This window comes from Tautonia sociabilis, assembly GCF_003977685.1.
Taxonomy (GTDB): domain Bacteria; phylum Planctomycetota; class Planctomycetia; order Isosphaerales; family Isosphaeraceae; genus Tautonia; species Tautonia sociabilis.
In genome coordinates, this window is sequence record NZ_RYZH01000022.1 from 56,759 (window position 1) to 83,083 (window position 26,325).

Genomic DNA, 26,325 nt, shown 5'->3' on the forward strand with positions numbered 1-26,325 from the left:
GAGCCGAGGGGGGCGGGGTCGCCGAGGAGGAGGATCAGAGCAGGTCCCCGAAGCCAGCGGATTCCAGCCCCTCGACCATGGCCTTCAGCCGGTCGAGCTGGTCCTTGCGGGCGACCAGGGTCGCGTTGCCGGACTGCACGATCACCAGGTCGTCGACTCCCAGAGCGGCGACCAGTTTCCCCTCGTCGGCCACGATGATGCAGTTCGAGGACTCGACCGTGAGGACCGGTCCCTGCACCGCGTTGCCCCGATCGTCGGGGGGAACCAGGGCCGTCAGGGCCCTCCAGTCCCCAACGTCGTTCCAGGAGAACGGCACCTCGAGCACCCGGACATTCTCGGCGTGCTCCATGACCGCCTTGTCGATGGGGACCTTCTCCATCGTCGCGTATTCCCGCTCGATCGCCCCCGGAAACTCCGGAGTGCCGAGGGTCTTCGAGACCCGGTCAATCGCCCCGGCCAGGGCGGGCCGGTGCCGCTGGAGCGCCTCGAGGATGGCCCGGGCCTTCCAGACGAAGATGCCGCCATTCCAGAAGAAGCGGCCGGTGGCAAGGAACTGCTCGGCGGTGGCGCGGTCGGGCTTCTCTCGGAACCGCTCGACGCGGTACTGCGGGATCCCCTCGGGATGGCTCAGCAGCTCGCCCCGCTCGATGTAGCCGTAGCCGGTCTCGGGCCGGTTCGGGGCGATCCCGAAGGTGACAAAGGCCGTGGGGTCGGCCTCGACGATCGCCGCCGCCGCCCGAGCCGAGGCGAGGAAGGCCTCCGTCGGCTGGATCACGTGATCGGCCGGCAAGACGATCGTGGTGGCGCCCGGATCCCTCCGCTCCACCAGGGCCGCGGCCAGCCCCACGCAGGCGGCGGTGTCTCTCGGGCAGGGCTCTCCCACAATCTGATCGGCCGGCAGGCCCGGCAACTGCTCCCGGGTGGCCTCGGCCTGGTCCTCCCCGGTGATGACCCAGCAGCGCTCCGGAGGGATGATCGGCGCGACCCGGGAGAGAGTCTGCTGGATCATCGTCGAGTCGCCGACGAGGCGAAGCAACTGCTTCGGGCGGTTGCGGCGGCTCTTGGGCCAGAACCGGGTTCCGCTGCCGCCGGCCATGATCACGGCGTGGAGCACGATGGGCCTCCTGGACGGCGACGGGGAGCGATCGGCCCTGCGATCGTCCCGGACGCCTGGCTGCTGGGGACGGCAACGGGGGGGCTCCTCCGACCCTCCCGCCGGGGGCACTACTGGACCCGGCCGGTGGCGTCGTTGTCAAGGGAGCCTCGCACGTGCCGGTCGATGGTCTGCCGCAGCACCTCCCAGTCGATCGGCTTGACCAGGCGATCCACGAACAACCCCTCCTCGGCCGGGTCCACCGCCTCCGAGGCGGTCAGGGCCACCATTGGCGCCTGGCAGCCCTGGTCTCGGAGCTGCCTCGCCGCCTCCAGCCCGTCCATCACGGTCATCCTGAGGTCCATCAAGATCAGGTCGACCGGCTGGCCCTCCTCCCGGCAACGGCCGTACTCCTCGACGGCTCTCCGGCCGTCCTCGACCTCCACCACGTCGATTCCCGACCTCCTGAGCCGGATCGCCAGCGCCCTCCGGAGGTCGTGGTTGTCGTCGGCCAGCAATAGGCGGACGCGGGGCCCCTCCTTCCTGGCCACCGGCTCCGGGACCGGGGCCAGGGAGATCGTCGGGGGCCGCCGCGGAGGAACCGGTTCGGGAGTGGACCACTCCGAGGAATCAAGCTCGATGTTGGGGGGAACGTGATGCCGATCCCCCGCCCCGAGCGGGCCAACCGGGATCGAGAGGGTGAACCGGCTGCCCCGGCCCGGCTCGCTCCGGACGGCGATCCTCCCGCCGAGCAGCCCAGCCATGCGCTGGCTCAGCGCCAGGCCGAGGCCGGCTCCCTCCGGGCCGGAGCCCGAGGCCCGGTAGAACGGCTCGAAGAGCCGGGCCACGACCTCCGGGGGCATGCCGACGCCGCTGTCGATGACCTCCACAATCAGCGTCGCCCGACCCGGGCGCGACTCGTCCAGCTCGGTTTCGACCCGCACCGCTCCAGCCTCGGTGAACTTGATCGCGTTGCTCACCAGGTTGATCAGGATCTGGCGGAGTCGGAGCGGGTCGGTTCGGATTGCGTTGGGAATCGGCGTCCGGTACGACAGGGTGAGCGCCAGCCCCCGGGACCTGGCCTGCGCCGCCATCAGCTCGACGACGGACGCGAGCAGGTCCCCCACCCGGCACTCGACCAGGTCGACCCGCATCGTCCCCGACTCCAGCCGGGCCAGGTCCAGCAGGTCGCTTAGGAGCCGGATCAGGTATCGAGCGTTCCTCCGGATCGTCCGCAGCGGGTTGAGCCGGCCGGTGGCCGGAGGGTTGCCCTCCTTTTCGGCCCGGATGAGCATCTCGGCGTACTCAACGATCGCCGCCAGAGGGGTGCGCAGCTCGTGCCCCAGGTCGCGCAGCAGTTCGCTCTTCGCCCGGCTGGCCAGCTCGGAGCGCTCCATCGCTCGCCGCAGTGCGGTCAACCGCTTCGACTCGGTGACGTCCCTGCCCACGATATAATACTGTCCGTCGGCGAGCACGGCGTTCAGCGAGAGCCACTTGTAGCTGTCGTCCCGGTGGCGGAGGCGATATTCCAGGCCGACCAGCTCCCGGCCTCCCCGCATCGAGTCGAGGCAGGACCGGGCGGCCTCGCGCTCCTCGGGGTGGAACAGATCGAGCGGGGAGGTCCCCTTCAACTCATCGGGCCGGTAGCCGAGACTGGACTCCCACGCGGGGTTGAGCCGGACGAAGGTTGGCCCGTCCGGCCCGGGGCGGGCGATGGCGAAGAGATCCGGCGCCAGCCGGAAGAAGCGATCCAGCGCTTCCTGGGCCTGCTTGCGATCGGAGATGTCCCGGGCCACCACCAGTCCCATCGGGTCGGGACGGGTATGGATGCGGCTGACGGTGACGTTGACCGGGATTGGCTCGCCGGCCTTCCGGCTCAGTGAGATCCCCTCCCGGGAGTGGTAGAACCAGCTGATCTGGTACGCCTCGATCAACTGGTCGACGATCCCCGGCTCGGCCCCCCGGAACAGGTCCCAGACCCGCATCCGGAGCAACGGTTTGCGCTCGAACCCGGTGAGCCGCAGCGCGGCCGGGTTGGCGTCAATAACCCGATGGTCGCGCGGGTCGAAGATGAACAGGGCATCGTTCGACTCACGGAACAGGCAGCGGGCGATCTCCTCATGGCGTTCGGACATGGCGCCCTTTCGAAGCCGATTCGGCTCGGCCCCCTCCCTGGGCAGGCTCACCCGCCGAGGGGCGGGACCGACTGGGCCCGGTCAGGGGCCCGGCTCGGCGGGCCGGGGGGCGGACTCGGACTCGTCGCCAGCCGTCCGGCCGGCGCCCGAGTCGTCGTGACAGACGCGGAACCCGACGGTGAAATACGGAGAAACCTTGTGGCTACGCGCGGCTGATCGGGTCTGTGACTCGCTGTCCTGGCCGTCCCACGAGCCGCCCCGGATCACCCAGCGATACCCCGACGTCGGGCCCTTCGGGTCGACGATCGGGGCTCCCGTCGGGTCGGGGGGAGGATACGGGGCGTACCAATCGGAACACAGTTCCCAGGCGTTGCCGTGCAGGTCGAACAGGCCCCAGCGATTCGGCTGCTTCGAGCCGACCGGGCGGAGCCTCCAGGAGGAATTGGCCCGCCACCAGGCAAACGCTGCCAGGCGGTCGGGGTCGTCCCCCATCGACCACCGGGTCGTCGAGCCGGCCCGACAAGCGTACTCCCATTCGGCCTCGGTCGGGAGGCGATACGCCCGGCCGTCTCGCTCGGAGAGCCAGCGGCAGAACTCCTCGGCGTCGGGCCGGGCGATTTGAACGACCGGCTCGTCGTCGAGGGGAGGCCGCCCGTAGCCTGGGTCTCGCCAGTGGAATGCCGTGTCCGCCCGGACCTGGCCCAGCTCGCGGTCCCAAACGCGGCCGCCCTCCGACTCGGCGATCGTGATGTAGCCGGTGTCTTCCACGAAGCTCCGGAACTGGCCGTGAGTGACCTCGTGCGCCGCCATCCAGAAGGGCTGGGAGATCCGGACCAGCCGCCGGGGATGCTCGTCCTCCTTGGCCATCGGATCGTCCGGAGGTGATCCCATCCAGAACTCACCAGCCGGCAGGCGGACCATCGTCATCCCCATCGGGTTGGTCCGGGTCGGGCCCGAGGAGGGAGCGGAGGCCGGTCGAATTGGACCACCCATCCGGGAGGACGCCCCCGAGCCCTTCTCGACCGGAGTCGGAACCGAAACCCACCCGGCAACCGTTCCGCTGGCCTCGGTCTCCGTCGGCCGTTTGATCCGGGGCAAGACGACCGCCGCCACGGCCACGCTTGCGGCCATCATCCCAACCAGGGGCCAGGTCCAGGTCGATCGGCCGAGTCGGGTCGATGATCTGGTCGGGATGGACACCGAAAGCGACGCCTGAAGGTCGTCGACGAACCGCCGGATTGAGGGGTAGCGGTCGTCCGGATCCTCCTTCAGCGCCCGCAGCAGAACGGAGTCCACGACCCGGCGTAGCCGAGGGTTGAGCTGAGACGGAGGGCGAATGATCCCGAGGGGGCAAGAGCCGGTCAGCAACTCGTAAGATAGGGCGGCCAGCGAATACTGGTCGGCACGCTCGTCGATCCGGAGCCGGTAGCGCTGCTCCGGGGCAACGTAGCCAAGCGTGCCGAGCCCCTCCTGCGTCTGGGTCAGCGACCCCGCCCCGGTTCGGAGGACCGCGAGGCCGAAGTCGGCAACCTTCGGGTTGGCCTCGTCGTGCATCAGGATGTTCTCGGGCTTCAGATCCCGATGCAGGATGCCGAGACGATGCAAGTGATCGAGCGCCTCGGCCACGGCGTCCAGGATCGCCATCGCCTGGGCCGCGGGCATCGGCCGACCTGGGCGCATCATCCGGCGGAGGTCGCCCCGCTCGACATACTCCATCACAAGGAAGGGGTGTCCGTCCACCTCTCCGAAGTCATGGATCCCCAGGATGTTCGGGTGGGAGATTCGCGCCATGAGTTCCGCCTCGCGCCGGAACCGGGCGGCCCGCTTCTCGGGGTCGCTCGTTCCGTCGGCGGTCAAGAACTTGATGGCGACCAGACGCCCCAGTCGCAACTGTCGAGCGAGGAAGACCTCTCCCATCGCCCCTCGGCCCAGCGGTCTCAACAGCTCGTAGCCAGGCACCTGCGGCGTGCCCGGGATGCCAGAAGCGGTCGACATCGACGCCCCCGATCGCGCTGGGTCGATCCCCTCCTCGGCCCGTCGGTCCCCGGCGGACGCGAACCGGGACGAGTCGGGAGGCGGGCGAAGGACGGAAGTTCAGGACTCCCGGAAACAGCCTCCCCGGCCGCTTGACCAAGCCCTCCCCGGGACGGGACGGGTCGAATCGGCAACCCTTGGTCGTTCGGCTGGGGCCGACGTTTCCTTATCCTACCGCGCATCCGCTTCGGAACGCAACGTTAAACACTGTTCGATTAAGAAAGCGACTCAAGCGAGTGCGATCGCGTGCACGGTAGTCGTTCCTCAGGACGAGCCGGTCGGGCCGAGGTAGAGTGGCCGGTCGACGACCAACCCTGGCTCGATCTTCCCCTTGAGGTCGGCCGCTTCCAGGGCCAGCAGGGGGGAGATCTCGATGCCGAAGGGGACCGAGCCGTCTCCCCGGCGCAGCACCTTGGCGCCGGCCTGCTCCAGCCAGTCGCCATACAGGTCGCTCAGACGCTGTCGCACACTCGCGGGAGAGTCGGCCCCGGTGGCGTTCTTCAGGGGCTCGAACTCGGTGGCCCGGTCGGTTTCCACAATCGACCACCGCCGCGCCAGCGGCAGCGCGTCGAAGATGAACGTCTCGAACTTCACCGCGTTCGGCTCCGAGGGGGAGACGAGATGGCCGTCCTCCCCCACGTAGGGCACCTTCTTCAACGCCCGGTGGAAGGGCAGCTTTCCCCCCCCGGAAGCGAGTCGTTCGAGGAACTCCCGGTCGAAGCAATGGATGGCGATGCTGCCGGCCCACAGCTGCAAGCGTCCGTCGGGCTCCCGGCGCTCGGCCAGTTCGGCCGGCAGGTCGGAATACTCGATAACCCGGGCACGGCCATCGACCTCAACGACCACGCCGACCTTCTCGTCGGGACGCTGCTTCTCGACCACCTTGAAGGAGATCTCGGCGTCGGCGATCAGGTGGAGGCCAAGGTAGGCCGGATCGCAAATCTGGGCGAGCGGGTTGTCGACCTGGAAATAGTAGATGGTCCGGATGCCTCGCTCCCTCATCTCCTCCAGGCAACTCGGCTTGCCTTCCTCTCCAGGAGAGGCCAGCGCAGCGATTGTCCCGCCGTGGCCGTCGGGGCTCATCGCCAGCCGGTCCTTGCCGGCCAGCAGCAGCTTGCCGGTCTTGGAGTCGACCGCGGGCATCTGGCCCTGGACGAACAGCCGGACGTGCTCCAGGCCGAAGTTGCCGTGACGCTCGAAGAAGGAGGCCGTGGCCTCGTGGTTCTCCGGGCTGGTCATGATGTAGAGCGGGATCGCCCGGCCATGTCGGCGGGAGAGGGCGAGCAGCTTCTCGGCGTGGATCTGAAAGAGGCTGGCGCCGGAAACCGGTCCGATCGGGTAGGTCCCCTTGGGACCGTCGAAGCCGAGCCGGGTCCCCTGACCTCCCGCGACGAGCACGGCGGCCACCTCACCAGAGGCCAGGGCCGCCTCCCCTCGATCGGCCGCCCGGCGGCGGGCGACGCGCTCGGCATCGGTTTGAGGCAGCCGACAAACCTCGACCGGACCGACCCGGGACGGGTCGATGGCGTGCTCGTCCGTCTCGATGGCTCGTGAGAGCACCAGACGGTCGATCAGCTCAGCGAGCCGTCCGAGGTCCAGCCGAGTGAGCTGCGAGGTCAGCCGTTCTCGGCCCTGGGCATCGAGTTCGTCCCAGAATCGGAGCACGTGGCTCTGGCCGAACCGGGCCAGGAGGTCGACGAGCTCGGGGTCGGCGGGCATCGGCGGGCGGCTCCTGCGAGGAGGCGGCGGTGAGGGCGGCCGACCTCGGACCCGGCCCTGGGCGATCGCTGCCCGGCCGTGGGTCCGTCGGTCTCGTCCGGCGGTCAGAAGGCGATGGTGAGGCCATCGTAGGCCAGGAACACGCCGGGGGGCAAGCGCGCCTCGACCGGGCCGTGATCGTAGAAGTGCGAAAGGTGGGTGAGGTAGGCGCGTCGAGGGCGGAGGCGAGCGATCACCTCCAGGGCCTCGTCCAGGCTGAAGTGCGTCGGATGCGGCTCGGGCCGCAGCGCGTCGATGAGCAGGGTCTCGAGCCCCTCGAGCATCGGCCAGCTCTCCTCGGGGATCTTCGAGACGTCGGTGCAGTACGCCAGGCCGCCGAGCCGGAATCCGAGCACGCGAAAGCGGCCGTGCTCCAGTCGCATCGGCGTGATCCGCTCACCGAGCACCTCGAACGGCTCGCCGGGGGCGATCCGACGGAATTCCACCTGGGGGACGCCGCCACTGGGGAGCCGGCGAACGCGCTCGTCGAAGGCGTAGGAGAAGGCTCGGCGAATGGCCTCCTCGACCTCTTGCTCGCAGTAGATGGGGACCGGGCCCCCCGTGACCTTGGGGAAGAGCCGGGCGTCGTCGAGCCCGAAGAGGTGGTCGGCGTGGGCGTGGGTGTAGAGGATCGCGTGCGCCCCGGCGACCCGTTGCCGCAGCAACTGCAGGCGAAGCTCCGGCGTCGTGTCGATCAACAGGTCGCCTGCCGGCAGGCGGAGGAGCACGCTGGGCCGGGTCCGGGCATTCCTCGGGTCGTCCGACCGACAGACCGGGCAGTCGCAGCCGAGCACGGGAACGCCGGTCGAGGTGCCGCTACCGAGCACAATCAGGCGGCGGGAGGGGGGGGCGGCCGCCTGCGATCCGGACTCCTCCACGAGCGCGATACTCCTCTCCAATCGGCTCGATCCGGGACGGTTCAACCACCGTCATTCTAGCGGCGACGACTCGATCCCGCGAGTCCGGGGAGGCCTCCCCGGACCCGGGGCGCGGGACCGAGAATCGCCGGGGCCCCGACCAGGCCGAGGCCCCGGCGGCGCGAAGGTTCGTCGCGCGCTGGCTGGCGTCACTCGGAGGCCGGGCCGGGGGAGCCGACGACGCCCTGCGGGCCGGTGCCCTGGGGCCGCTGGGTCTGGGCCTGGAAAGCGCCGGCGCGGCGGCGGACGTCCAGCTCGACGGCGCCGAAGGTCGCCTCGTGCCGTTGGATGGTCATCCCCAGCGCCGTCAGGAGCCGCTTGGCCGTGAAGAAGTTCATCACCAGCCGTTGGTTGGCCTTCACCTCCTGCCGGCCCGTGGCGAATGGCTGCGGGTTGAGGCCGAAGTCGAGGATGACCTCCTCGGGAGTGGCCGTGACCCGGCAGAAGTTCGAGTAGGACGGCAGCGTGTTCGAGTCATCGACGACGACCTCGGTGGTCGCCTGCTGCGGCTGCCCCTGCGGTGCGGCCTGGCCCTCTTTTTCCGGGCCCGCTCCTTCGCCGCTGCTCATGGCATACTCCTGTCTGGAAATCCAATTTGTTCCGACGAGAGAATGGGGCCTCGAGCGGGGCGTCAGGCCCCTCCGCTCTGGTCGACCCCGGGTTCCGGCGGTCACAATCGGCCCCGGACGTGAATCGGCGGGGCGGGGACGCACCGCGATCGGCCGGGAGCGGTTGCCCCGACGTCTCGACAGTCTGACGCAAGCGTCGACCCCGATCAAGGGTACTTCCCGCCCGCGATCAGGCCGCCGAGGAGGCCGGTCGAGACGCGTTCCTCGACACCGAGGTTCCCGGCCGGGACGCCTTCCCGATCGGCCCGACCAGTCCGTCCAGCAGCGCGAGCGTCCGCTCGGTCGCCCCGCGCTGGGCGAGCACAAAGCCCCGGGCCGAGGCCCCTCGCTGCCGGGCGGTGGTCGGTTGCGCCAACTCCTCTCGGAGGGCCGAGGCCAGTTCGGCCGCGTCCCGGACGACCCGGGCGGCGCCTCGGTCGAGGAGCCCCTCGACCGCCTCCCGGAAGTTGCTGGTGTGCGGGCCGAACAGGACCGAGGCCCCGAAGGCCGACGGCTCCATCATGTTTTGCCCGCCCCGGCCCGGGTGTAGGCTGCCGCCGACGAACGCCACGTCGGCCAGTCCCCAGATGCTCGACAGCTCTCCCACCGTGTCGATCAGCAGGACCGGGGGCCGCTCTCCGGGGTCCGGCGTTCGAGGAGGCACCTCGTCGACGCTTCTTCTCCAGACCGGCTCCCCCCGAGAGGCCAGCCAGCCGGCCAGCTCGGCCCCCCGCTCGGGATGACGAGGAACGAGGATCAGGCGGAGCCCTGGATGCTCCTCCCGGGCGGCCTGATAGGCCTCCAGGGCGGCGAGTTCCTCCCCCTCCTGGGTGCTGCCAGCGACGAAGATCGGGCCGGAGACATCCTCCAGGCCGAGCGACCGACGGGCGGATCGGACCCGGGAGGACTGCCGGTCCCCGTCCAGCCCGTCGTACTTGATCGAGCCAGTCACCGTGAGCCGATCGGCCGGTACGCCGATGTCCCGGAACCGCTCGGCCGACTCCTCCGACTGCGCCGCCACGGCGTCGAGTCGACGCAGAGTCGGCCCGAGCAGCGCCCGGAACCGGCGATAGCGCGGGTGGCTCCGACGGCTCAGCCGGCCGTTGATGACGGCGACGCGCGCCCCCCGTTCCGAGGCGGCCCGGATCAGGTTCGGCCAAAGTTCGGTCTCGACCAGGGCCAGCACCGTCGGTCGGATCCGATCCAGGGCGCGTCGGACGGCCCAGGAAAAGTCGAGCGGGGCATAGAAGGTCACGAGGTCGGGGAACGTGCGGCGGGCCACCTCGAGACCGGTCGGCGTCGTCGTCGAGATGACAACCTCCCAGGCCGGCCTCCTCCGCTGAAGGTCGGCGACGAGGGGGCGCAGCAGAAGCACCTCGCCGACACTCACGGCATGGAACCAGAGGCACGGCGCCTCTCCCAGCCGGCGAGGGACCCGGCCTCGGAGCTTCTCCGCCCAGCCTTCCCGGTACTTGCCCCGGCGCAGCGATCGGGAGGCCAGCACGGGGGAACAGGCAAGCAACAGCCCTAGATAGGCCGCATCGAGTAGGTTGGGCATCCAGGCTTCCTTTCCTCACCCCGACTCGCCCGAAGCGGGCGATCGAACCGGCGGCTTGGGCCCCATTTCGCGAGCGCGGGGCCGGGCGCGGCCCCGTCCTGAGCTCGCCGCGCTGCTCGCCAGGGCTCTCTCCATGCAAGCCGAGTGCCAATCCCGGCCCAGGGAGCCCGACGGCCGGGGAACTCGTTGCCGGGCCGAAGGCGGAAGGTCCGACCCGGCAACGAGCTGGGGATGAGGTCCGGGGAACGGGATGAGGTCATCCCTGGGGAAAGTCGCTCAGAAGGGAGCGCCCTCTCCTCCCTTTTTCATGCAACAGGCCTTGAACTTCTTACCCGATCCGCAAGGGCAAGGGTCGTTCCGGCCCACCTTCTTGCCGGTCTTCCGGACGGGCTCGACCTTGGCCGGCTGCCCCTGGCGCTGACTGGCGGCGATGGCCGCCTCCTGCTGGGAGCGCAGGGCCTGGCCTTCGGCGGTGAGGGCCCCGGCGGAGGAGCCGCCGGAGGAGGTCGTCGAGGACGAGGCCTCTTCCTTGATCGTCCGGGCCCGGTCGAGTTGCCAGCGGGCGCCGAGGTAGGAGAGGAAATCCGGGTCGACCTGCTCCATGCGGAACACCAGATCGGTGATCTTGTCGGAGATGCTTTGCCACATCTCGTCGTAGATGCGCTTTCCCTCGCGCTTGTATTCGACCTTCGGGTCAACCTGGGCGTAGCCTCGCAGCCCGATCGAGCTGCGGAGGTGGTCCATGGTGCGGAGGTGCTCCATCCAGCTCTGGTCGAGGATCTGGAGCAGGAGCACCTTCTCCATCTCCCGCATTTCGGGGCGATGCTTCGCGTCGAGGGCGCCGACGAGCTTGGAGCGAGTTCCTTCCTCCCCCAGCTCGGCCAGCTCCTCGACGGTCGTCTCGATGCCGAGCTGCTGACGGGCCCAGTGGGACAGCTCGGCCAGGCGCTCGCGATCGGCGTCGCCGTCGTCGTCGAAGGCGGCGTCGAGCTTCGCCTGGAGTTCGTCGTAAAGCCGGGCCCCGGGGTAGGTTTCGTGGGCGATGCCCACGAGCAAGGCCTCCATTTCCGGTCGGAGCAGCGGCTTGAGCGTCTCGACGTCGACCGGGGTGCCGAAGCGTTCCGAGGCCCAGGCGGCCAGCCCCTCGCGGTCGTACCGGGCCGGCTGGCCGGGCTTCGGCTCGACGAGAAAGCGGCTCATGCCGACCCGCACCGGGAACTCGGCCTCCTTGCGGGCATAGAGCTCCCGAGCGCGGTGCTTGAGATCCGAGGAGACGTCCTCGGGAGACTTGCCGGCCCAGTCGGCCGGATCGGTCGTCAGCCCGAATTTGCGGTGGACCCAGCCGGCGAGGGATCGGGTCCCCCAGTCGGGGGTGAGGAACTCGCGGGCGGGTTCGAGATCCGTCTCCCGGATCTTCGCGACCGCCTGTTCTCGGATGAAGTCCGCCAACTCGACGCGGTCCAACTCGACCTCGTCCCGGGTGCCCTTCTGGAACTTCCGGAGGTCGCGGTCCTTCAGGTTCAGGCCGTAGCGGGCGTTGGCCCAGCCGGTCAGGGCGATCCAGTTCCACTCCGAGGGCTCGGCCTCGGAGGGGAGATTTTCCTCGATCGCCTCGTCGATGGCGTCGGCCGCCTGGGCCTCGGCCCGGTCCTTGGCGCGCTCCGCCGCCTCCTCGAACGGGTCGCCCCGGAAGTCTCGACCCTCGAACTCAACCCCGAGGCGCTGGCCGACCCAGGCGGCGAAGCTGCTCGGGCCGTAGTCCTGGTCAAGGAACTGCTCGACCGCCAGGTCGATCTGGCGATCGATCATGGCGAGGATCTCGTCCTTCGTCGGCGCCCCGTCGAGCAGCCGCTGGCGGAACGAGTAGACGCCCTTGCGCTGGGTGTCCATCACCTCGTCGTATTCGAGGAGGTTCTTCCGGGCATCGAAGTTGCGCTCTTCGACCTTCTTCTGCGCCCCCTCGATGCGACGGGTCACGAGCTTGCTCTCGATCGCCTCGCCGTCCTGCATGCCGAGCCGCTGGAGGACGTTGGAGACCCACTCCCCGGCGAACTTCCGCATCAGGTCGTCTTGCAGGCTCAGGAAGAACCGGGAGCTGCCCGGGTCGCCCTGGCGGCCGGAGCGGCCTCGGAGCTGGTTGTCGATCCGGCGCGACTCGTGCCGCTCGGTGCCGATGATGTGCAGCCCGCCGAGTTCGGCAACCTCTCGGCCCTCGGCCTTCATCTCCGGCTCGTACTTCGCGACGGCCTCCTTCCAGACCTGCGGCGGGACCTCCAGCCGGGTCGGGTAGAGGGGCCGGCCGTCCTCGTTCTTCAGGCGGGAGAGGTCGGCCCAGGCCATGAACTCGGGGTTGCCGCCGAGGATGATGTCGGTGCCTCGGCCGGCCATGTTCGTGGCGATCGTCACCTTCCCCTTGCGGCCGGCCTGGGCGACGATCTCGGCCTCCTGCTCGTGATACTTGGCGTTGAGGACCTGGTGGGGGATGCCGTAGCGCTTCAGCATCTCGGAGAGCAGCTCCGACTTCTCGATCGAGGTCGTGCCGACGAGGATTGGCCGCCCGGTTCGGTGGACCTCCCGGATCTCGTCGATGATCGCGTGGAACTTCTCCTTCTCGGTCCGGAAGATCACGTCCGGCTCGTTGATCCGCTGGAGCGGGCGGTTGGTGGGGATGGCCACCACATCCAGCTTGTACACCTTCCAGAACTCGTTGGCCTCGGTCATGGCCGTGCCGGTCATGCCTGAGAGCTTGGTGTACAGCTTGAAGAAATTCTGGAGCGTGATGGTCGCGAGCGTCTGGTTCTCCTCCTTGATCTTGACCCGCTCCTTGGCCTCGACCGCCTGGTGCAGGCCGTCGGACCACTGACGGCCGACCATCAAGCGGCCGGTGAACTCGTCGACGATGATAATCTCGCCCTTGTCGCTGACGACGTACTCCCGATCGCGCTTGTACAGGTGATGGGCCTTCAAGGCGTTGTCGATCAGGTGGGGCCACTCCATGTTGCCGGGCGTGAAGAAGCTCTCGACCCCGGCCAGGCGCTCGGCCTCTCGGATCCCTTCCTCGGTGAGATGGGCGGTGCGTTCCTTCTCCTTGACCTCGAAGTGCTGCCCCTCGCGGAGCTGCCGGGCGATGCGGTCGGCCTCGGCGTACTTTCTCACGTCGTCGAAGGCCGGGCCGGAGATGATCAGCGGCGTGCGGGCCTCATCAATGAGGATCGAGTCGACCTCGTCGATGATCGCGTAGTGCAAGGGCCCCTGGGCCTGCGCCTCCCGCGTCGGCTTCATGTTGTCGCGCAGGTAGTCGAAGCCGAATTCGTTGTTCGTGCCGTAGGTGATGTCGCAGCCATAGATCCGCTGGCGCTGGCGGGGGTCCATCTGCGACTGGATCGCGCCGACCGAGAGCCCTAGTCCATTGTACAGCGGGCTCATCCACTCGGCGTCCCGGCGGGCGAGGTAGTCATTGACGGTGACGACGTGGACCCCCTTGCCCTCCAACGCGTTGAGGTAGGCCGCCAGGGTGGCGACGAGGGTCTTCCCCTCGCCGGTGACCATCTCCGCGATCTTGCCCTCATGCAGCACGATTCCGCCGAGGAGCTGGACGTCGTAGTGCCGCATCTTGAGGAACCGCTTGCCACCTTCTCGGCAGACGGCGAACGCCTCGGGAAGGATCTCGTCGAGCGTCTCCCCCTCGGCCAACCGGCGGCGGAACTCGGCCGACTTGGCCTTCAACTCGTCGTCGGAGAGGCCCTCGACCGTCCTCTCCAACTCGTTGATCCGAGCGACAATCGGTTGCATCCGCCGAATCTGCCGCTCGTTCGAGTTGCCGAAGATCCGGACCAGGCCGTTGGAGACCCCCTCGCTGAAGGCGTTCAACGCGTTGGTGGTCTTGTCCCAAATGTCGCTGAGTAGCTCCGTCGCCTCCATGAGTGCCGAACGCCTCCCGATGGGAAAGGGGTGTGTCCGCCCTAACTTCAATGGTGAACAAATTTTATTGAAACCGCTCGGGCCGGTCAAGCGCAGCCTGGGGGCCTCTCGGGACTATAGGACGCGCCGGGGGGGGCGGCTCGCACCGGGCCGAGGCCGCGTCGGGCCCGATGACCCGGGGGATTCGGGTTGACTCATGACGCGGGCCGCTTCCGTCCGATTTCAACGAGGAGAGTGGTCGAGCGGCTTGCGCCCGCCGATCGCGCGGGGGGGCCAGGAGCTCCCCGCCGCGGTCCGCGATTTCACTGCGAAGCGGGCGCGTTCCGCGCCGATACCGAGGAGCGCCGGGCGTTTCGGCCTCGGTCCAGGACGGTCGAGTCAGCCCAAAGGAGAGAACGGAATGTCCCAGCCAAACCGCTCGCGGGCGAAGGCCACGGAGTCGCGCCGGCGTCCAAAGTACCGGTTCGAGGCCCTCCGTCCGCTGGAGGACCGGCAACTGCTGGCGCCGTACCTGTCGACCGTCGCCACGGACGTCGTCGTCACGCAGCCGGATACGACCCAGAACGTCTTCAACGTGGACCTGAACCCCGGCGCCGCCCTCACCAACAGCGCCGCCCCGTACGTGGCCGTCTCGCAGCTGACCCCGCTGTCGAGCTTCGGCAACAACCTGGTCCGGATCGAGGCCGGGCCGGGAGGGGACTTCGGCAAGTCGGTCTACGCCATCACCCGGGGCATCAATTCCGGCTCCCCGCCAATCACCTCCGGCGGCCGTCCCGGCGTCATCTACCGGGTCGACCCGGCGACCGGCGACACCTCCGTCTTCTTCGACCTGAACACCGTGATCGACCAGATCGAGCCCGGAGCGACCGCCGCCAACTCCGCCGGCGCCGAGACGGGCCTGGTTAACTGGTACGACATCACCTTCGACGTGGAGGGCGTCTTCGACGGCCTGCCGTCGATGTTCGTCTCCTCGGTCGACCGCACCGATCCCCTCAAGAATTCCGTCTACCGGATCGCCCCCGACGGCACCTTCCTTGGCCTGTTCGTGGTGTACACCCAAGGGGTTGACGCCGGCAACCTCCAGCGCCGTCCCAGCGCCGTGCTCGTGCCGCCGGCCCAGCAGCAGGACTTCCTCCGCGGCCTGTTCGTCGGCTCCGGGACCAATCTCGGCAGCCCCGAGCCGATCCCCCCCGCCGGGAACAACACGCTCTTCTCCGCCCTGTTCTTCGACGCCAACGAGGTTTCCGGCACCACGATCGTCGACGGCGCCCCGTTCCCGATGGGAGTCTCGACGACCCCCCTGACCTACGGGCCCCAGGTCGCGTTGGCCTCGGCCAATTCGGACTACGCCTCGGACGTCTACTCCGCCTTCACCGACTTCGGCCAGCCGGCGATCTCCGGCTTCAGCCCCGCCCTCCCCGGCTACAGCGGCCTCCAGGGGCTCAACGGCAATCTCCTGATCGGCAACGGCAACGGGGTCAACGACAGCGCGACTCCCGACGCCGAGGGGGCGATCTCCACACCCTTCCGCCGGTTCCAGGACGCCGCCTTCGACGAGTTTGGGTTCTTCTCCTACGGGACGACCGTCACCCCGGGCACCGGCGGCGCGCTACCCGTCATCGGGACTCCGGTCTTCGCTGGCAGTCTCTTCGTCACCGACCTGGCGACCGGCCTGGCGACGACGATCACCCCGGTCGACCCTCTGCCGACCGACCCGGTCAACGTCCCGATCCAGGGCCCCGGCACGATCACCCTGCAGACGGACCCGGTCAGCGGGCAGGTCGTCGCCGTCCCGATTAACGGCAACACGACGGGGGGGAACGTCGGCGGCCGGGTGGTCCGGGTGCTCCCCGACGGCACCGTGACTCCCTTCGCCGAGGGCTTCAATACCTCCGGCCGGCAGGATTCGGGCGCCTTCGTCGAGTCGAGCCTGAGCATCACCTTCTCGGCCGACGGCACGACGCTGTACGTCTCCGACGGCGACGGCATCTGGCAGTTCAAGTCAACCCTGAGCCTGGCCTACTCCAACTCCGGCGAGCTCGTCGGCCTGGGCGATCTCCGGACCCTGGGCGTGCCGTTCCAGGGGGAGGATACGGCCGTCGCCGTGGTCGACTCGGGCATCGACGCCCAGACTCCTCAGCTCCGAGGCCGGGTCGCGCCGGGCACGAACGTCTTCACCGGCGGCCCTGGCAACGACGACCTGGCCGCCGGCAACGGCCACGGCACCCAGGTCGCTGGCGTCATCGCCCAGTTCGTCCCCGAGGCGACCCTGCTGCCGGTCAACGCCTTCAGCCCCTTGGCCTCCGGCACGACCAACCAGGCCTTCTACGACGCCATCCGATACGTCGCCGACACGCCGTTCGTCAACGACCCGGTGCGCCGGGGTCAGATTAACCGTGTCGTCGCGGCCAATTTCGGCTTGGGCACGATCGAAACCTTCGACACCGAGGGCACCGCCTTCCGGCAAAACAAGCAACTGGTCATCGCGCTGAAGAACCAGATGCAGCGGTTGCTGCACCGGGGAATCACTCCCGTGGCCGCCTCTGGCCAGTTCGGCGACCCGCAGGACCCGACGATCGGGAACGTCAACGGCGAGCCGCTGCCGGCGATCCTCAGCGAGGTCGTGTCCGTCACCGGCTCCTACTCGTTCCCGTTCCGGCTCGGCCCGACGACCCCGCCGACCGACCCGTCCCCCGGTCCGCTCGGCCGACTGCTGCCGCCCGCGTCGCTCGCTCCGGACGGCGCCACGCTTCCGGCCATCGCGGCCAACGACCTGACGATCTACTCCGATCGTCTCCTCTCGGCCGCCAACCGGACGCACAAGACCGACTTCGCCGCACCGGCCTTGAACGTGCCGACCTATCGCCGCACCTTCATCGGTGACAACAACGACCACATGACGTTCACCGACGCGGGCACCTCGCTCTCCTCGGCCATGGTCACCGGCTCCTTCGCCATGCTGGCCTCGGCCCTGGAGTTCTACAACGATCTGGCCGTGACCGGTTCGACGGTCAACCCCTACCTGACGAACCCGGTCGACGCGAGAGCACTGAACTTCGGGTCGGGCTCGCTCCGGATCCTCGACGCCTACGCCAACCCTCACGGGATCAACTCGATCCTTCAGTGGACCGCCGTCCCGGCCCAGGATTCCGACATCCCCGGCGACGAGGTCGTCGACCAGATCCAGCCGTTCTCGCTCGGCTACCCGTCCTTCTACCGCGAGTTCTCCCGAGTCGACGTGGGGAACGCCATCGCGGCGATCGAAGGCTCGGTCGCGCTGCCCTACCTGTTCTCCACGGGGGCGATCAACCTGATCGACTCGAACAACAACGGCCTCATCACCGCCCAGGAGATCGAGAACTTCGTCAATTCCTCGAGCACGACCGGCATGCAGGAGGCCGGGGCGATGGCCCGGTTGCTCGGCGGGACCGCCCGAGTGACCGGCGAGAATGCCATCGACGGGCCGACGAACTTCGTCACCGACGTCGTCAACGGCCCGATCTCCCCGCTCGGCCTGACCAGCCAGCTCGAGCAGCCCGGCGACCCCAACGTCTACCAGCGCCGGTTCAACTTCTTCGACTATGCCGCCGACGGCAAGCTCGACGGCGTCGTCTCGATCCAGCAGTTCGAGCTGCTCGCCCACACCCTGCTGCCGTCGCCGGACAGCTTCGTCATCACCGACCGCCAGCGCGGGTCGGCCGGCGGCTACCTCGTCGACGCCACCCCGGTCCGCAACTGGGCCGACTTCCAGCGCCTGCTGCCGACCTACGCTTTCGTGCCGCAGCAAATTGTCCGGCGGTTCCGGAACTACACCCCGACCCGCTTCGGGATCAATCGCGGCCTCGGCGTCAACGATCCGAACGCCGGTCCCTTCTACGCTCTCTTCGAGCAGAGCGCGCCGGCGAAGCCCTCTCGGGCGACTCGCACCGCCGCCGAACGGGCCCTGGCGACCCAGGCGAACTCGCAGGCCACTCAGGAGTCCCCGACGGCCGAGGCCCCCGGCACCGGGACCTCGAACAATCAGTCGGGCAGTGGGTCGCAGAACGTCGGCATCCCCTCGTACTACGACCGCTACCTGAACGTCGCCCAGCGGACGCTCCAGGAACCCGGGCTCGTCCGCCCGGCCTCCTCGTCCTCCGGGTCGGAGACCTCGTCCACCTCGGCCCAGGACCCGACGGTCGTCGACGCGGTCCTCGGCCAGTTGGGCCAGAACGCGGGGAACACCCGGGTCCGGGACGCCCTCTCGAGGCTCCGCCCCAACCAGGGTTGATCCCTTCGCTCCCAACGATTCCCCAGACGCCGGCCGCCCGTTCGAGGGTGGCCGGCGTTCGTCGTTCCCGAGATCGGGCCCCCACCGATGGCGCCTTGACCGCAACTCGGCGGGCCCGCTCTGATAGATCCGCCCGGGGCCCGCTCGACACCCCGGCCCTCGTTGTTTGACCCGAGAACCGCCCCGGGGCCGCCATGCCGATCTCCTTCGAGTGCGACCAGTGCCGCCGACCCTATCAGGTCGATGACAGCCTCGCGGGGAAACGCGTCCGCTGCAAGCAATGCGAACATCCGATCGTCATCCCCAGCGCCTCGCCGTCCTCGGATCCCCTGTCCGACTCGCTCGCGCGTGCCGATGACCGCGAGATCGGCCAGGCCGCTCCCAGTTCCAACCTCGGGTCCTCCAGGCCCGAGCTCCACGCCTCACCGGCTTCCGGCGCCGAGGACCCCGACGGCGTTGCGATCGACCGACCGATCCGCCCCGTCTCCGACTGGGCCAATCGGGTCAAGACCGAGATCGACAAGGTGTACGTCGGCCAGCGCGAGCTGGTCCGCGGCCTGCTGATCGCCCTGCTCGCCGAGGGGCATGTGCTGATCGAGAGCGTGCCGGGACTGGGCAAGACGCTGCTGGTCCGCGTGCTCGGGCGCATCCTCGGCTGCGGCTTCAACCGCATCCAGTTCACGCCCGACCTGATGCCGTCGGACATCACCGGCACCTCGATCTTCGAGGAGCACACCGGCCAGTTCCGCTTCCGTCCCGGCCCCGTCTTCACCCAGCTTCTGCTGGCCGACGAGATCAACCGCTCCCCCGCCAAGACGCATGCGGCCCTGCTGGAGATCATGCAGGAGGCCCGAGTCACCGTCGACGGTCAGGAGCACATCCTCGACCCGCCGTTCCTGGTCCTAGCGACGCAGAACCCGATCGAGTCCGAGGGGACATATCACCTCCCCGAGGCCCAGCTCGACCGCTTCCTCTTCAAGCTCGTCGCCGATTACCCCTCCCCCCAAGAGGAAACCGAGATCCTTCGCCTGCATACCGAGGGGAAGAGCCCCGAGTCGATCCTCTCCGACCGAGTCGCGACCGTGACCGGCCCCAGCGAGGTGCTGGAAATGCAGCGTCACTGCGCTCGAGTGCTCGTCGACGACCGCCTGCTCGACTACATCGCCGCGATCGTCCGCCGGACCCGAGAGTGGCCCGCCTTCGCCATCGGCGCCTCCCCCCGGGCCGGGGTCGCCGTGCTCCGAGGAGCCCGGGCGGCGGCGGCGCTGGAGGGGAGGGAGTTCGTCGTGCCGGACGACGTGATCGAGGTCGCCGTCCCCGCCCTCCGCCATCGAGTGATCCTCACCCCCGAGGCCGAGATCGAGGGAAGGAAGATCGACGACCTGCTCGTCGACCTCCTTCGAACCGTGGAGGTCCCCAGGAAATGACCCCTCCCCTCCTCCTCATCGCCGGCCCGTCGCGCTGAGCAGCGCCCGAGTCCGTTCCTTGGCATCCCCCCAGGGGTCGACCGCCCCTCGGCCGAGGTAGGCGTCGGCCAGCCTTCTCAGCAGGGCGTCGAAGGCCGGGGTGGACAGCTCCTCCGCCGAATGAGCGGCGATCACCAGCTCGCTGGAGGTCGTTGTGACCGGGCCGATCGACACCCGGGGAAGATCGCAGAGGACCGGCGTCGCCAGGCGGTCGAACGGCTGCAGGCCGAGTTCCTTCTGGATCGAGGTGGGCGAGAAGCCCGAACCGTTGGGAAACCGGAATCGGAGCAGCAGGTACCATTCGAAGCCGGTGCTCGCCTCGAAGAAGGGCGGGACTCCAGGGCCCGGAGCCTTCCCGGAGATCCGAACGAGCGTCCGCTTCGACCAGTCCGGCTCGGAGAAGCCCTCAATCGCTGCGATCCTGTCAACCACAAGCCCTAGCGCCTCGCCGTCCCATCGGGCCGGCTTGCCGGTCCGGGTGACGCGGTCCCGGGTGTGCCAGCGCCGGCCGTCGGTTTCCCAGGGCGGGGCGACCGCCTGGTCCTCGCCGAGCGCCTCGGCCGCCTTCCTCGCCTCGGCCAGCTCGCGGCGGGCGGCGGCGACCGGGTCGTACCGCGGCCGATCGGCGACGGGCCCCGCCTCCAGCACCGGCTTCAGGACCGCCCCCGTCAGGCTCCGCTTCGCCCGCACGATCTCCTCCGGAGGCCCGGCCGCGACGACCGAGCCCCCTCGCTCGCCGGCCTCGGGCCCGATGTCGACCACCCAGTCGGCGGTCTTGATCACATCGAGGTTGTGCTCGATGATGACGACCGTGTTTCCCAGGTCGGCGAGCCGATGGATCACGTCGAGCAGCTTGCGGACGTCGTCGGCATGGAGGCCCGTGGTCGGCTCGTCCAAGATGTACAGCGTTTTGCCGGTCTGGGGCCGAGCCAGTTCGGCGGCGAGCTTGATCCGCTGCGCTTCCCCTCCCGAGAGGGTTGGCGCCGGCTGGCCGAGCGGCAGGTAGCCGAGCCCGACGTCGTGCAACGTCTGCAACACCCTTCGCAGCTTCGGCACCGCCGCGAACAGCTCCAGCGCCGCGTCGACCTTCAGCTCCAGCACCTCGGCGATCGACTTGCCCCGGTAGGTGACCGTCAGCGTCTCTCTTGTGTACCGGGAGCCGCCGCACGACTCGCAGGACACCCAGACGTCGGGGAGGAAGTGCATCTCGATCCGCTTCTGCCCGGCCCCCTCGCACGCTTCACAGCGGCCTCCAGGGATGTTGAAGCTGAACCGGCCGGGCCCGTATCCCCGGATCTTGGCCTCGGGAAGCCGGGCGAAGAGCTCGCGCATCAGGTCGAAGGCACCGGTGTAGGTCGCCGGGGTCGAGTTCGGCGTGCCGCCGATTGGCGACTGGTCCACGCTGATGACCTTGTCGATCCGATCGAGCCCCTCGATCGCCTCGTGCCGTCCTGGCGTCACCTGGGAGCGGTGCAACGCCTGTGAGCACGCCTTCATCAACACGTCTTCGACCAGCGAACTCTTCCCCGAGCCGCTCACCCCCGAGACGACCGTGACCGCTCCGATCGGGAAGGCCACGTCGATCCCCTTGAGGTTGTGGTGCCTCGCCCCCCGGACCACCAGCGCTGGCCCGTCGCACGGCCTCCGGTTCGAGGGGATCGGGATGCTCGCCTTCCCCGCCAGGTATCGGCCGGTGAGCGACCGAGCCGCCTTCTTCACCCGGGCCGGAGCACCGGCTGCCGTCACCCGGCCTCCCCCGTCTCCCGAGCCGGGCCCGAGGTCGATGAGGTGGTCGGCCGCCTCGATCACCTCTCGGTCGTGCTCGACCAGCACCAGCGTGTTTCCCAGGTCGCGCAGGCGCCTCAGTGCCCCCAGCAGGCGGGCGTTGTCCCTCGGGTGCAGACCGATTGTCGGCTCGTCCAGCACGTAGAGAACCCCGGTCAGGCCGCTGCCGATCTGGCTGGCCAGGCGGATCCGTTGGCTCTCGCCGCCGGAGAGCGTCGGGGCCGACCGGGAGAGCGAGAGATAATCCAAACCCACGTCGACCAGGAACCTCAAGCGGTCCCGGATCTCCCGGATCAGGTCGCCCGCGATGTGCCGCTCGTCTCCCGAGAGCTTCAAGCCCTTGAAGAAGGTGTATGCCCGCCCGAGGGGACAGTTGCTCACTTGATCGATCGTGAACCCCTTGAAGCGGACGGCCGCCGCGTCGTCCCTCAGCCGGCCCCCCATGCAGGTCGAGCAGGAAGCCTCGGCGACCAGACCCCGCAGCTTGGCCCGGTAGAGGTACGAGAGCCGTCCTGCCTCCTCCAGCGCTGGGAAGAGCCCCTTGTACTGGAACCGGAACCCGGGCGATTCGGCGGAGGCCGGCACCTCGAACCAGTGCTCCCCGGATCCGTGGAGGATCATCCGGCGATGCCGGGCCTCCAGCTCGTCGAAGGGGGAGTCCGGGTCGATCCCCAGGGACCGGGCCATCGCCTCGATCATCCGGGCGAAGGTCGGGTTCTGATCGATCGCCGGCCAGACCACGACGGCCCCTCCCCGGAGGCTCTTGCGGCCGTCGGGGATCAGAGCGGCGGGATCCGCCCCGAGCTGGACGCCCAGCCCTTCGCACGAGGGGCACCATCCGATCGGGCTGTTGAACGAGAAGTGGTGCGGCGACAGCTCCTCGAAGCTTCGGCCGCATCCCTCGCACGAGCGATGCTGGCTGAACCGTCGGACGGGCCAGCGGGCTTCGTCGGCCTTGTCCCCCACCTTCGCCACCAGAACCACGCCCCGGCCCAGGTCCAGCGCCGCCTCGACCGCGTCGGCCAGCCTCGACCGCGTCGAGCGGCGGACGACCGCCCGGTCGACGACCACCTCGATCCGATGCCGCTGCCTCCGGTTGAGCGTCGGAGGCTCGTCCAGGCTGTGCGAGACGCCGTCAACCCGCACCCGGGCGAAGCCGGAGCCGCGCAGCTCGTCCCAGAGCGGGGCGTAGTCGTCCCCCTCCTTGCGATCGACCGGCGCCATGATGGAGATGCGGGTCCCCTCCGGGTGGTGGAGGATCTTCTCCACGATCTCGTCGGAGGTCTGCGTGCCGACCGGGGTGCCGCACGAGGGGCAGTGCATGTGCCCGAGCCGGGCGTAGAGGATCCGCAAGTAATCGTGGATCTCGGTCACGGTGCCGACCGTCGACCTCGGGCTCTTGCTCGTGGTCTTCTGCTCGATGCTGATCGCCGGAGACAGCCCGGTGACGCGCTCCACCTTCGGCTTCTGCAACGGCGAGAGGAACTGGCGGGCGTAGCTGGAGAGGCTCTCGACGTAGCGCCGCTGCCCCTCGGCGTACAGGGTGTCCATCGCCAGCGAGCTCTTGCCCGACCCGCTCGGCCCGCTGCAAACCGTCATCCGATTGCGAGGGATGCGGACGTCGATCCCCTTGAGGTTGTGCTGGCTCGCCCCCTCGATCGAGATCTCCTTCAGCTCCGCCGCTCCGGCCTTCCTCGGCGTGCCGTTCCTCGAATGCTCCGGCACTCCCACCGGCCCTGAGAGCACTCTCGCCAGCGCCCGGCCGGTGTGACTCTCCGGAACGGCCGCCACGTGCTCCGGGGTCCCCTCGGCGACGATCCGGCCGCCACCAGCGCCCCCCTCGGGGCCGAGGTCGATGATCCAGTCGGCGGTCTTGATCACGTCTAGGTTGTGCTCGATGACCACCACCGTGTTCCCCTGCTCGACGAAGCCGTGCAGCACGTCGAGCAGGCGGCGGATGTCCTCGAAGTGCAGGCCGGTGGTCGGCTCGTCCAGGACGTAGAGCGTCTTGCCCGTCCCCTTCTTGACCAGCTCCCTCGCCAGCTTGATTCGCTGCGCCTCTCCTCCGGAGAGCGTCGGCGAGGGCTGGCCGAGCTTCAGGTAGTCGAGCCCCACGTCGTGCAGGGTCCGGAGCATCGCCTCGATCTTCGGGATATTGGCGAAGTGTTCCAGCGCCTCCTGGACGTCCATCTCCAGGACGTCGCTGATGCTCTTGCCCTTGAAGCGGCAGTGGAGCGTCTCCCGGTTGAACCGGTGCCCCTCGCAGACCGGGCAGGTCACCCAGACGTCGGCCAGGAAGTCCATCTCCAGCCGGTTCGAGCCGTTCCCCTCGCACGCCTCGCAGCGGCCTCCGGGGACGTTGAAGCTGAACCGGCCGGGCTTGTAGCCCCGGGTCTTGGATTCAGGCAGCTTCGTATACAGATCCCGGATCTCGTCGAAGAGTTTGATGTACGTCGCCGCGTTCGACCTCGGCGTCCGGCCGATGGGGGACTGGTCGATGTCGATGATCTTGTCGAGCTGGTCGACCCCCTCGATCCGATCGTGCCGTCCGGGCTCGACCTTCGCGCCGTTGAGGTCCCGGGCGAGCGCGTCGCGGAGGATGTCCCTCACCAGTGAGCTCTTCCCCGACCCGGAGACCCCCGTCACGCAGACGAACCGGCCGATCGGCAGGGAAACGTCCACTCCCCTCAGGTTGTTCTGCCGGGCCCCGACGATCCGAAGCCAACGATCCGACGCCCCCCTCCGCTCCTCGGGCACCGCGATCATCTTCCGGCCCGAGAGGTACTGGCCGGTCACGCTCCTCGGGTTCCTCGCCACCGAGCAGAGGTCTCCCCGAGCCACCACCTGGCCGCCCTTGATGCCGGGCCCGGGGCCGAAGTCGACGATCAGGTCGGCGGCCCGCATCGTGTCCTCGTCGTGCTCGACCACGACGACGGTGTTGCCGATGTCCCGCAGCCGCTGGAGCGTCGCGATGAGCCGGTCGTTGTCCCTCGGATGCAGGCCGATCGACGGCTCGTCCAGGATGTAGAGCACCCCGACGAGCCCGGCGCCCACCTGACTCGCCAGCCGGATCCGCTGCGCCTCTCCTCCGGAGAGCGTCGGCGCCGAGCGGTCCAGCGTCAGGTACTCCAGGCCGACGTCCGTGAGGAACGTCAACCTCCCCCGGATCTCCTTCAGCAGCTCCTCGGCAATCCTCATCGAGAGGGGGTCGAGCGGCTCCGGCAGACTGTCCGAGCCGCCGCCCTCGCCTCCCGAGAGCGCGTCGAACCATCGGGAGAGGGTGCCGAGGTCCATCGCCTCCAGCTCTGGCAGCGACCGCCCTCCGACCAGGACCGAGCGCGCCCGATCGTTGAGCCGGGCACCGCCGCAGTCGGGGCAGGTCATGCTTCTCATGTACGGCTCGAGAGCGGCTCGGTGGGGCCCGCCCTGGGAGCCTCGGTATTTCTCCAGCAGCTCGACGGCGATTCCCTTCCACGATCCCGCGTGCGACCAGTGCCTTCCCCGGTTCCGCCACCGGTAGACGATCGTGCGGTCGCCGGTGCCGAAGAGCCAGGCCGATCGGTGCTCCGGCGAGAGCTCCTCCCAGGGGGTCCTGAGCAGCGCCCCCTTCTTCAGCCCCTCCCCCTCGGCCTCGAGGTTGGCGGCGAACCCTTCGTACAGATGCCGCTTCCACTTGCCCAGCGTCTTCACGGGGCCGATCGGCGCGATCGCCCCGTCCCAGACCGACCGCGAGGGATCCGGCACCAGCAGCTCGGGGTCGAAATCGTGCCGCACACCGAGACCGTCGCACGAGGAGCACATCCCCTGCGGGCTGTTGAAGCTGAAGAGCTGAGGGCTGGGAGCGTCGAATCCGATGCCGCAGGAGGCGCAGGCGTACCGCGACGAGAGGACCAGATCCGGCCGGTCCTCGACCGCCACGATCACCGTTTCGTCCCCCAGCCTCAAGGCCGCCTCGACCGCCTCCGCCAGCCGGGGACGGGCCGACGGCCCGAGCTTGATCCGATCGATCACCACCTCGATGTCGTGCTTGACCTGCCGGTCCAGACTCGGCGGGTCGGACAGGGTGACGATCCGGCCGTCGACTCGGACGCGGACGTAGCCGGCCCGGGAGAGTTCGGCGAAGCGGTCGCGATGCTCCCCCTTCTGGCCTCGGATCACGGGTGCGAGGACCGTGATCGCCGTTCCCGAGGGCTGCTCGAGGATCCGGGCGACGATCTGCTCCCGCGACTGGGCCGCCACCGGCCTCCCGCACGACGGGCAGTGCTGCCGGCCGACCCGGGCGAAGAGCACCCGGAGGTGGTCGTGGATCTCGGTGATCGTCCCGACGGTGCTCCTCGGGTTGCGGCCTCCGGTCTTCTGCTGGATGGAGATCGACGGGCTCAGGCCGTCGATCCGGTCGACGTCCGGCTTGGGTAACTGTCCGAGGAACTGGCGGGCGTAGCTGGAGAGGCTCTCGACGTAGCGCCGCTGCCCCTCAGCATACAACGTGTCGAAGGCCAGGGAACTCTTCCCCGAACCCGAGACGCCCGTGAAGCAGATCAACGCCCCTCTTGGCAGCTCCAGCGACACGTCGCGGAGGTTATGCTCCCGGGCTCCCCGGACCACGATGTCACCCATGGCCATCCCTGCGCGCCCCCTCCCTGATGCGTCTCCCTGGTGCCAGCCCCTCGGGGGGCCGGCCGCATTACTCTAGCGGGCTCCCGTACGTCTGTCCAGGACCGTTCCCTTGCCTCGGCGGGTGCGGCCGAGCGACGACATGATGCGTGATTTCATCATTGGG

11 protein-coding genes are annotated in these 26,325 nt (G+C 69.1%); 2 read left to right on the top strand and 9 right to left on the bottom strand.

Going from position 1 to position 26,325, the window contains the following annotated elements:
* Positions 1–34 precede the first annotated feature (34 nt).
* From TsocGM_RS12665 to secA, 8 genes are all read right to left on the bottom strand, one after another.
* Positions 35–1,114 carry a mannose-1-phosphate guanylyltransferase gene (locus TsocGM_RS12665; protein ID WP_126725740.1) on the bottom strand — a complete coding sequence of 360 codons (1,080 nt, stop codon included), beginning with the start codon at positions 1,112–1,114 and terminating at the stop codon, positions 35–37.
* Positions 1,115–1,224: 110 nt separating this feature from the next.
* Entirely contained in the window at positions 1,225–3,228 is a 2,004-nt protein-coding gene (locus tag TsocGM_RS12670) for an ATP-binding protein (protein ID WP_126725741.1), read from the bottom strand.
* An 81-nt stretch (positions 3,229–3,309) separates the two neighbouring features.
* The gene (locus tag TsocGM_RS12675; RefSeq protein WP_126725742.1) at positions 3,310–5,223 is read right to left on the bottom strand and encodes a bifunctional serine/threonine-protein kinase/formylglycine-generating enzyme family protein; all 1,914 of its coding nucleotides are present in this window, start codon (positions 5,221–5,223) and stop codon (positions 3,310–3,312) included.
* A gap of 303 nt (positions 5,224–5,526) precedes the next feature.
* A complete protein-coding gene (locus tag TsocGM_RS12680) occupies positions 5,527–6,981 on the bottom strand; it encodes a UTP--glucose-1-phosphate uridylyltransferase (protein ID WP_126725743.1) in 1,455 nt (484 codons plus the stop codon).
* A gap of 104 nt (positions 6,982–7,085) precedes the next feature.
* The gene (locus TsocGM_RS12685) at positions 7,086–7,898 is read right to left on the bottom strand and encodes an MBL fold metallo-hydrolase (protein WP_199756772.1); all 813 of its coding nucleotides are present in this window, start codon (positions 7,896–7,898) and stop codon (positions 7,086–7,088) included.
* Positions 7,899–8,086: 188 nt separating this feature from the next.
* Positions 8,087–8,506 (bottom strand): DUF3467 domain-containing protein, encoded by a 420-nt coding sequence (locus TsocGM_RS12690; protein ID WP_126725745.1) that lies wholly within the window; start codon positions 8,504–8,506, stop codon positions 8,087–8,089.
* A gap of 229 nt (positions 8,507–8,735) precedes the next feature.
* Positions 8,736–10,103 (bottom strand): 3-deoxy-D-manno-octulosonic acid transferase, encoded by a 1,368-nt coding sequence (locus TsocGM_RS12695; protein ID WP_126725746.1) that lies wholly within the window; start codon positions 10,101–10,103, stop codon positions 8,736–8,738.
* A gap of 276 nt (positions 10,104–10,379) precedes the next feature.
* Positions 10,380–14,024: a preprotein translocase subunit SecA gene (secA, locus tag TsocGM_RS12700; RefSeq protein WP_126725747.1), complete on the bottom strand. Its 3,645-nt coding sequence runs from the start codon at positions 14,022–14,024 to the stop codon at positions 10,380–10,382.
* Positions 14,025–14,424: 400 nt separating this feature from the next.
* On the opposite strand from secA, the gene TsocGM_RS12705 reads away from it, so the two are divergent.
* Both TsocGM_RS12705 and TsocGM_RS12710 read left to right on the top strand, forming a co-directional pair.
* Positions 14,425–18,294, top strand: a complete 3,870-nt coding sequence (locus tag TsocGM_RS12705) for a S8 family serine peptidase (RefSeq protein ID WP_158633525.1) — start codon at positions 14,425–14,427, stop codon at positions 18,292–18,294.
* 194 nt (positions 18,295–18,488) lie between these two features.
* Positions 18,489–19,721, top strand: a complete 1,233-nt coding sequence (locus TsocGM_RS12710) for an AAA family ATPase (RefSeq protein ID WP_126725749.1) — start codon at positions 18,489–18,491, stop codon at positions 19,719–19,721.
* A gap of 15 nt (positions 19,722–19,736) precedes the next feature.
* Here TsocGM_RS12710 and uvrA read toward each other — a convergent pair whose 3' ends face one another.
* Entirely contained in the window at positions 19,737–26,168 is a 6,432-nt protein-coding gene (gene uvrA, locus TsocGM_RS12715; RefSeq protein WP_126725750.1) for an excinuclease ABC subunit UvrA, read from the bottom strand.
* Between the last annotated feature and the right edge of the window lie 157 nt (positions 26,169–26,325).

Bases quoted from the DNA above. Each gene is read 5' to 3' on its own strand.
- TsocGM_RS12670 (WP_126725741.1), bottom strand. From the start codon at position 3,228: ATGTCCGAACGCCATGAGGAGATCGCCCGCTGCCTGTTCCGTGAGTCG.
- TsocGM_RS12675 (WP_126725742.1), bottom strand. From the start codon at position 5,223: ATGTCGACCGCTTCTGGCATCCCGGGCACGCCGCAGGTGCCTGGCTAC.
- TsocGM_RS12680 (WP_126725743.1), bottom strand. From the start codon at position 6,981: ATGCCCGCCGACCCCGAGCTCGTCGACCTCCTGGCCCGGTTCGGCCAG.
- TsocGM_RS12690 (WP_126725745.1), bottom strand. From the start codon at position 8,506: ATGAGCAGCGGCGAAGGAGCGGGCCCGGAAAAAGAGGGCCAGGCCGCA.
- TsocGM_RS12695 (WP_126725746.1), bottom strand. From the start codon at position 10,103: ATGCCCAACCTACTCGATGCGGCCTATCTAGGGCTGTTGCTTGCCTGT.
- secA (WP_126725747.1), bottom strand. From the start codon at position 14,024: ATGGAGGCGACGGAGCTACTCAGCGACATTTGGGACAAGACCACCAAC.
- TsocGM_RS12705 (WP_158633525.1), top strand. From the start codon at position 14,425: ATGTCCCAGCCAAACCGCTCGCGGGCGAAGGCCACGGAGTCGCGCCGG.
- TsocGM_RS12710 (WP_126725749.1), top strand. From the start codon at position 18,489: ATGCCGATCTCCTTCGAGTGCGACCAGTGCCGCCGACCCTATCAGGTC.
- uvrA (WP_126725750.1), bottom strand. From the start codon at position 26,168: ATGGCCATGGGTGACATCGTGGTCCGGGGAGCCCGGGAGCATAACCTC.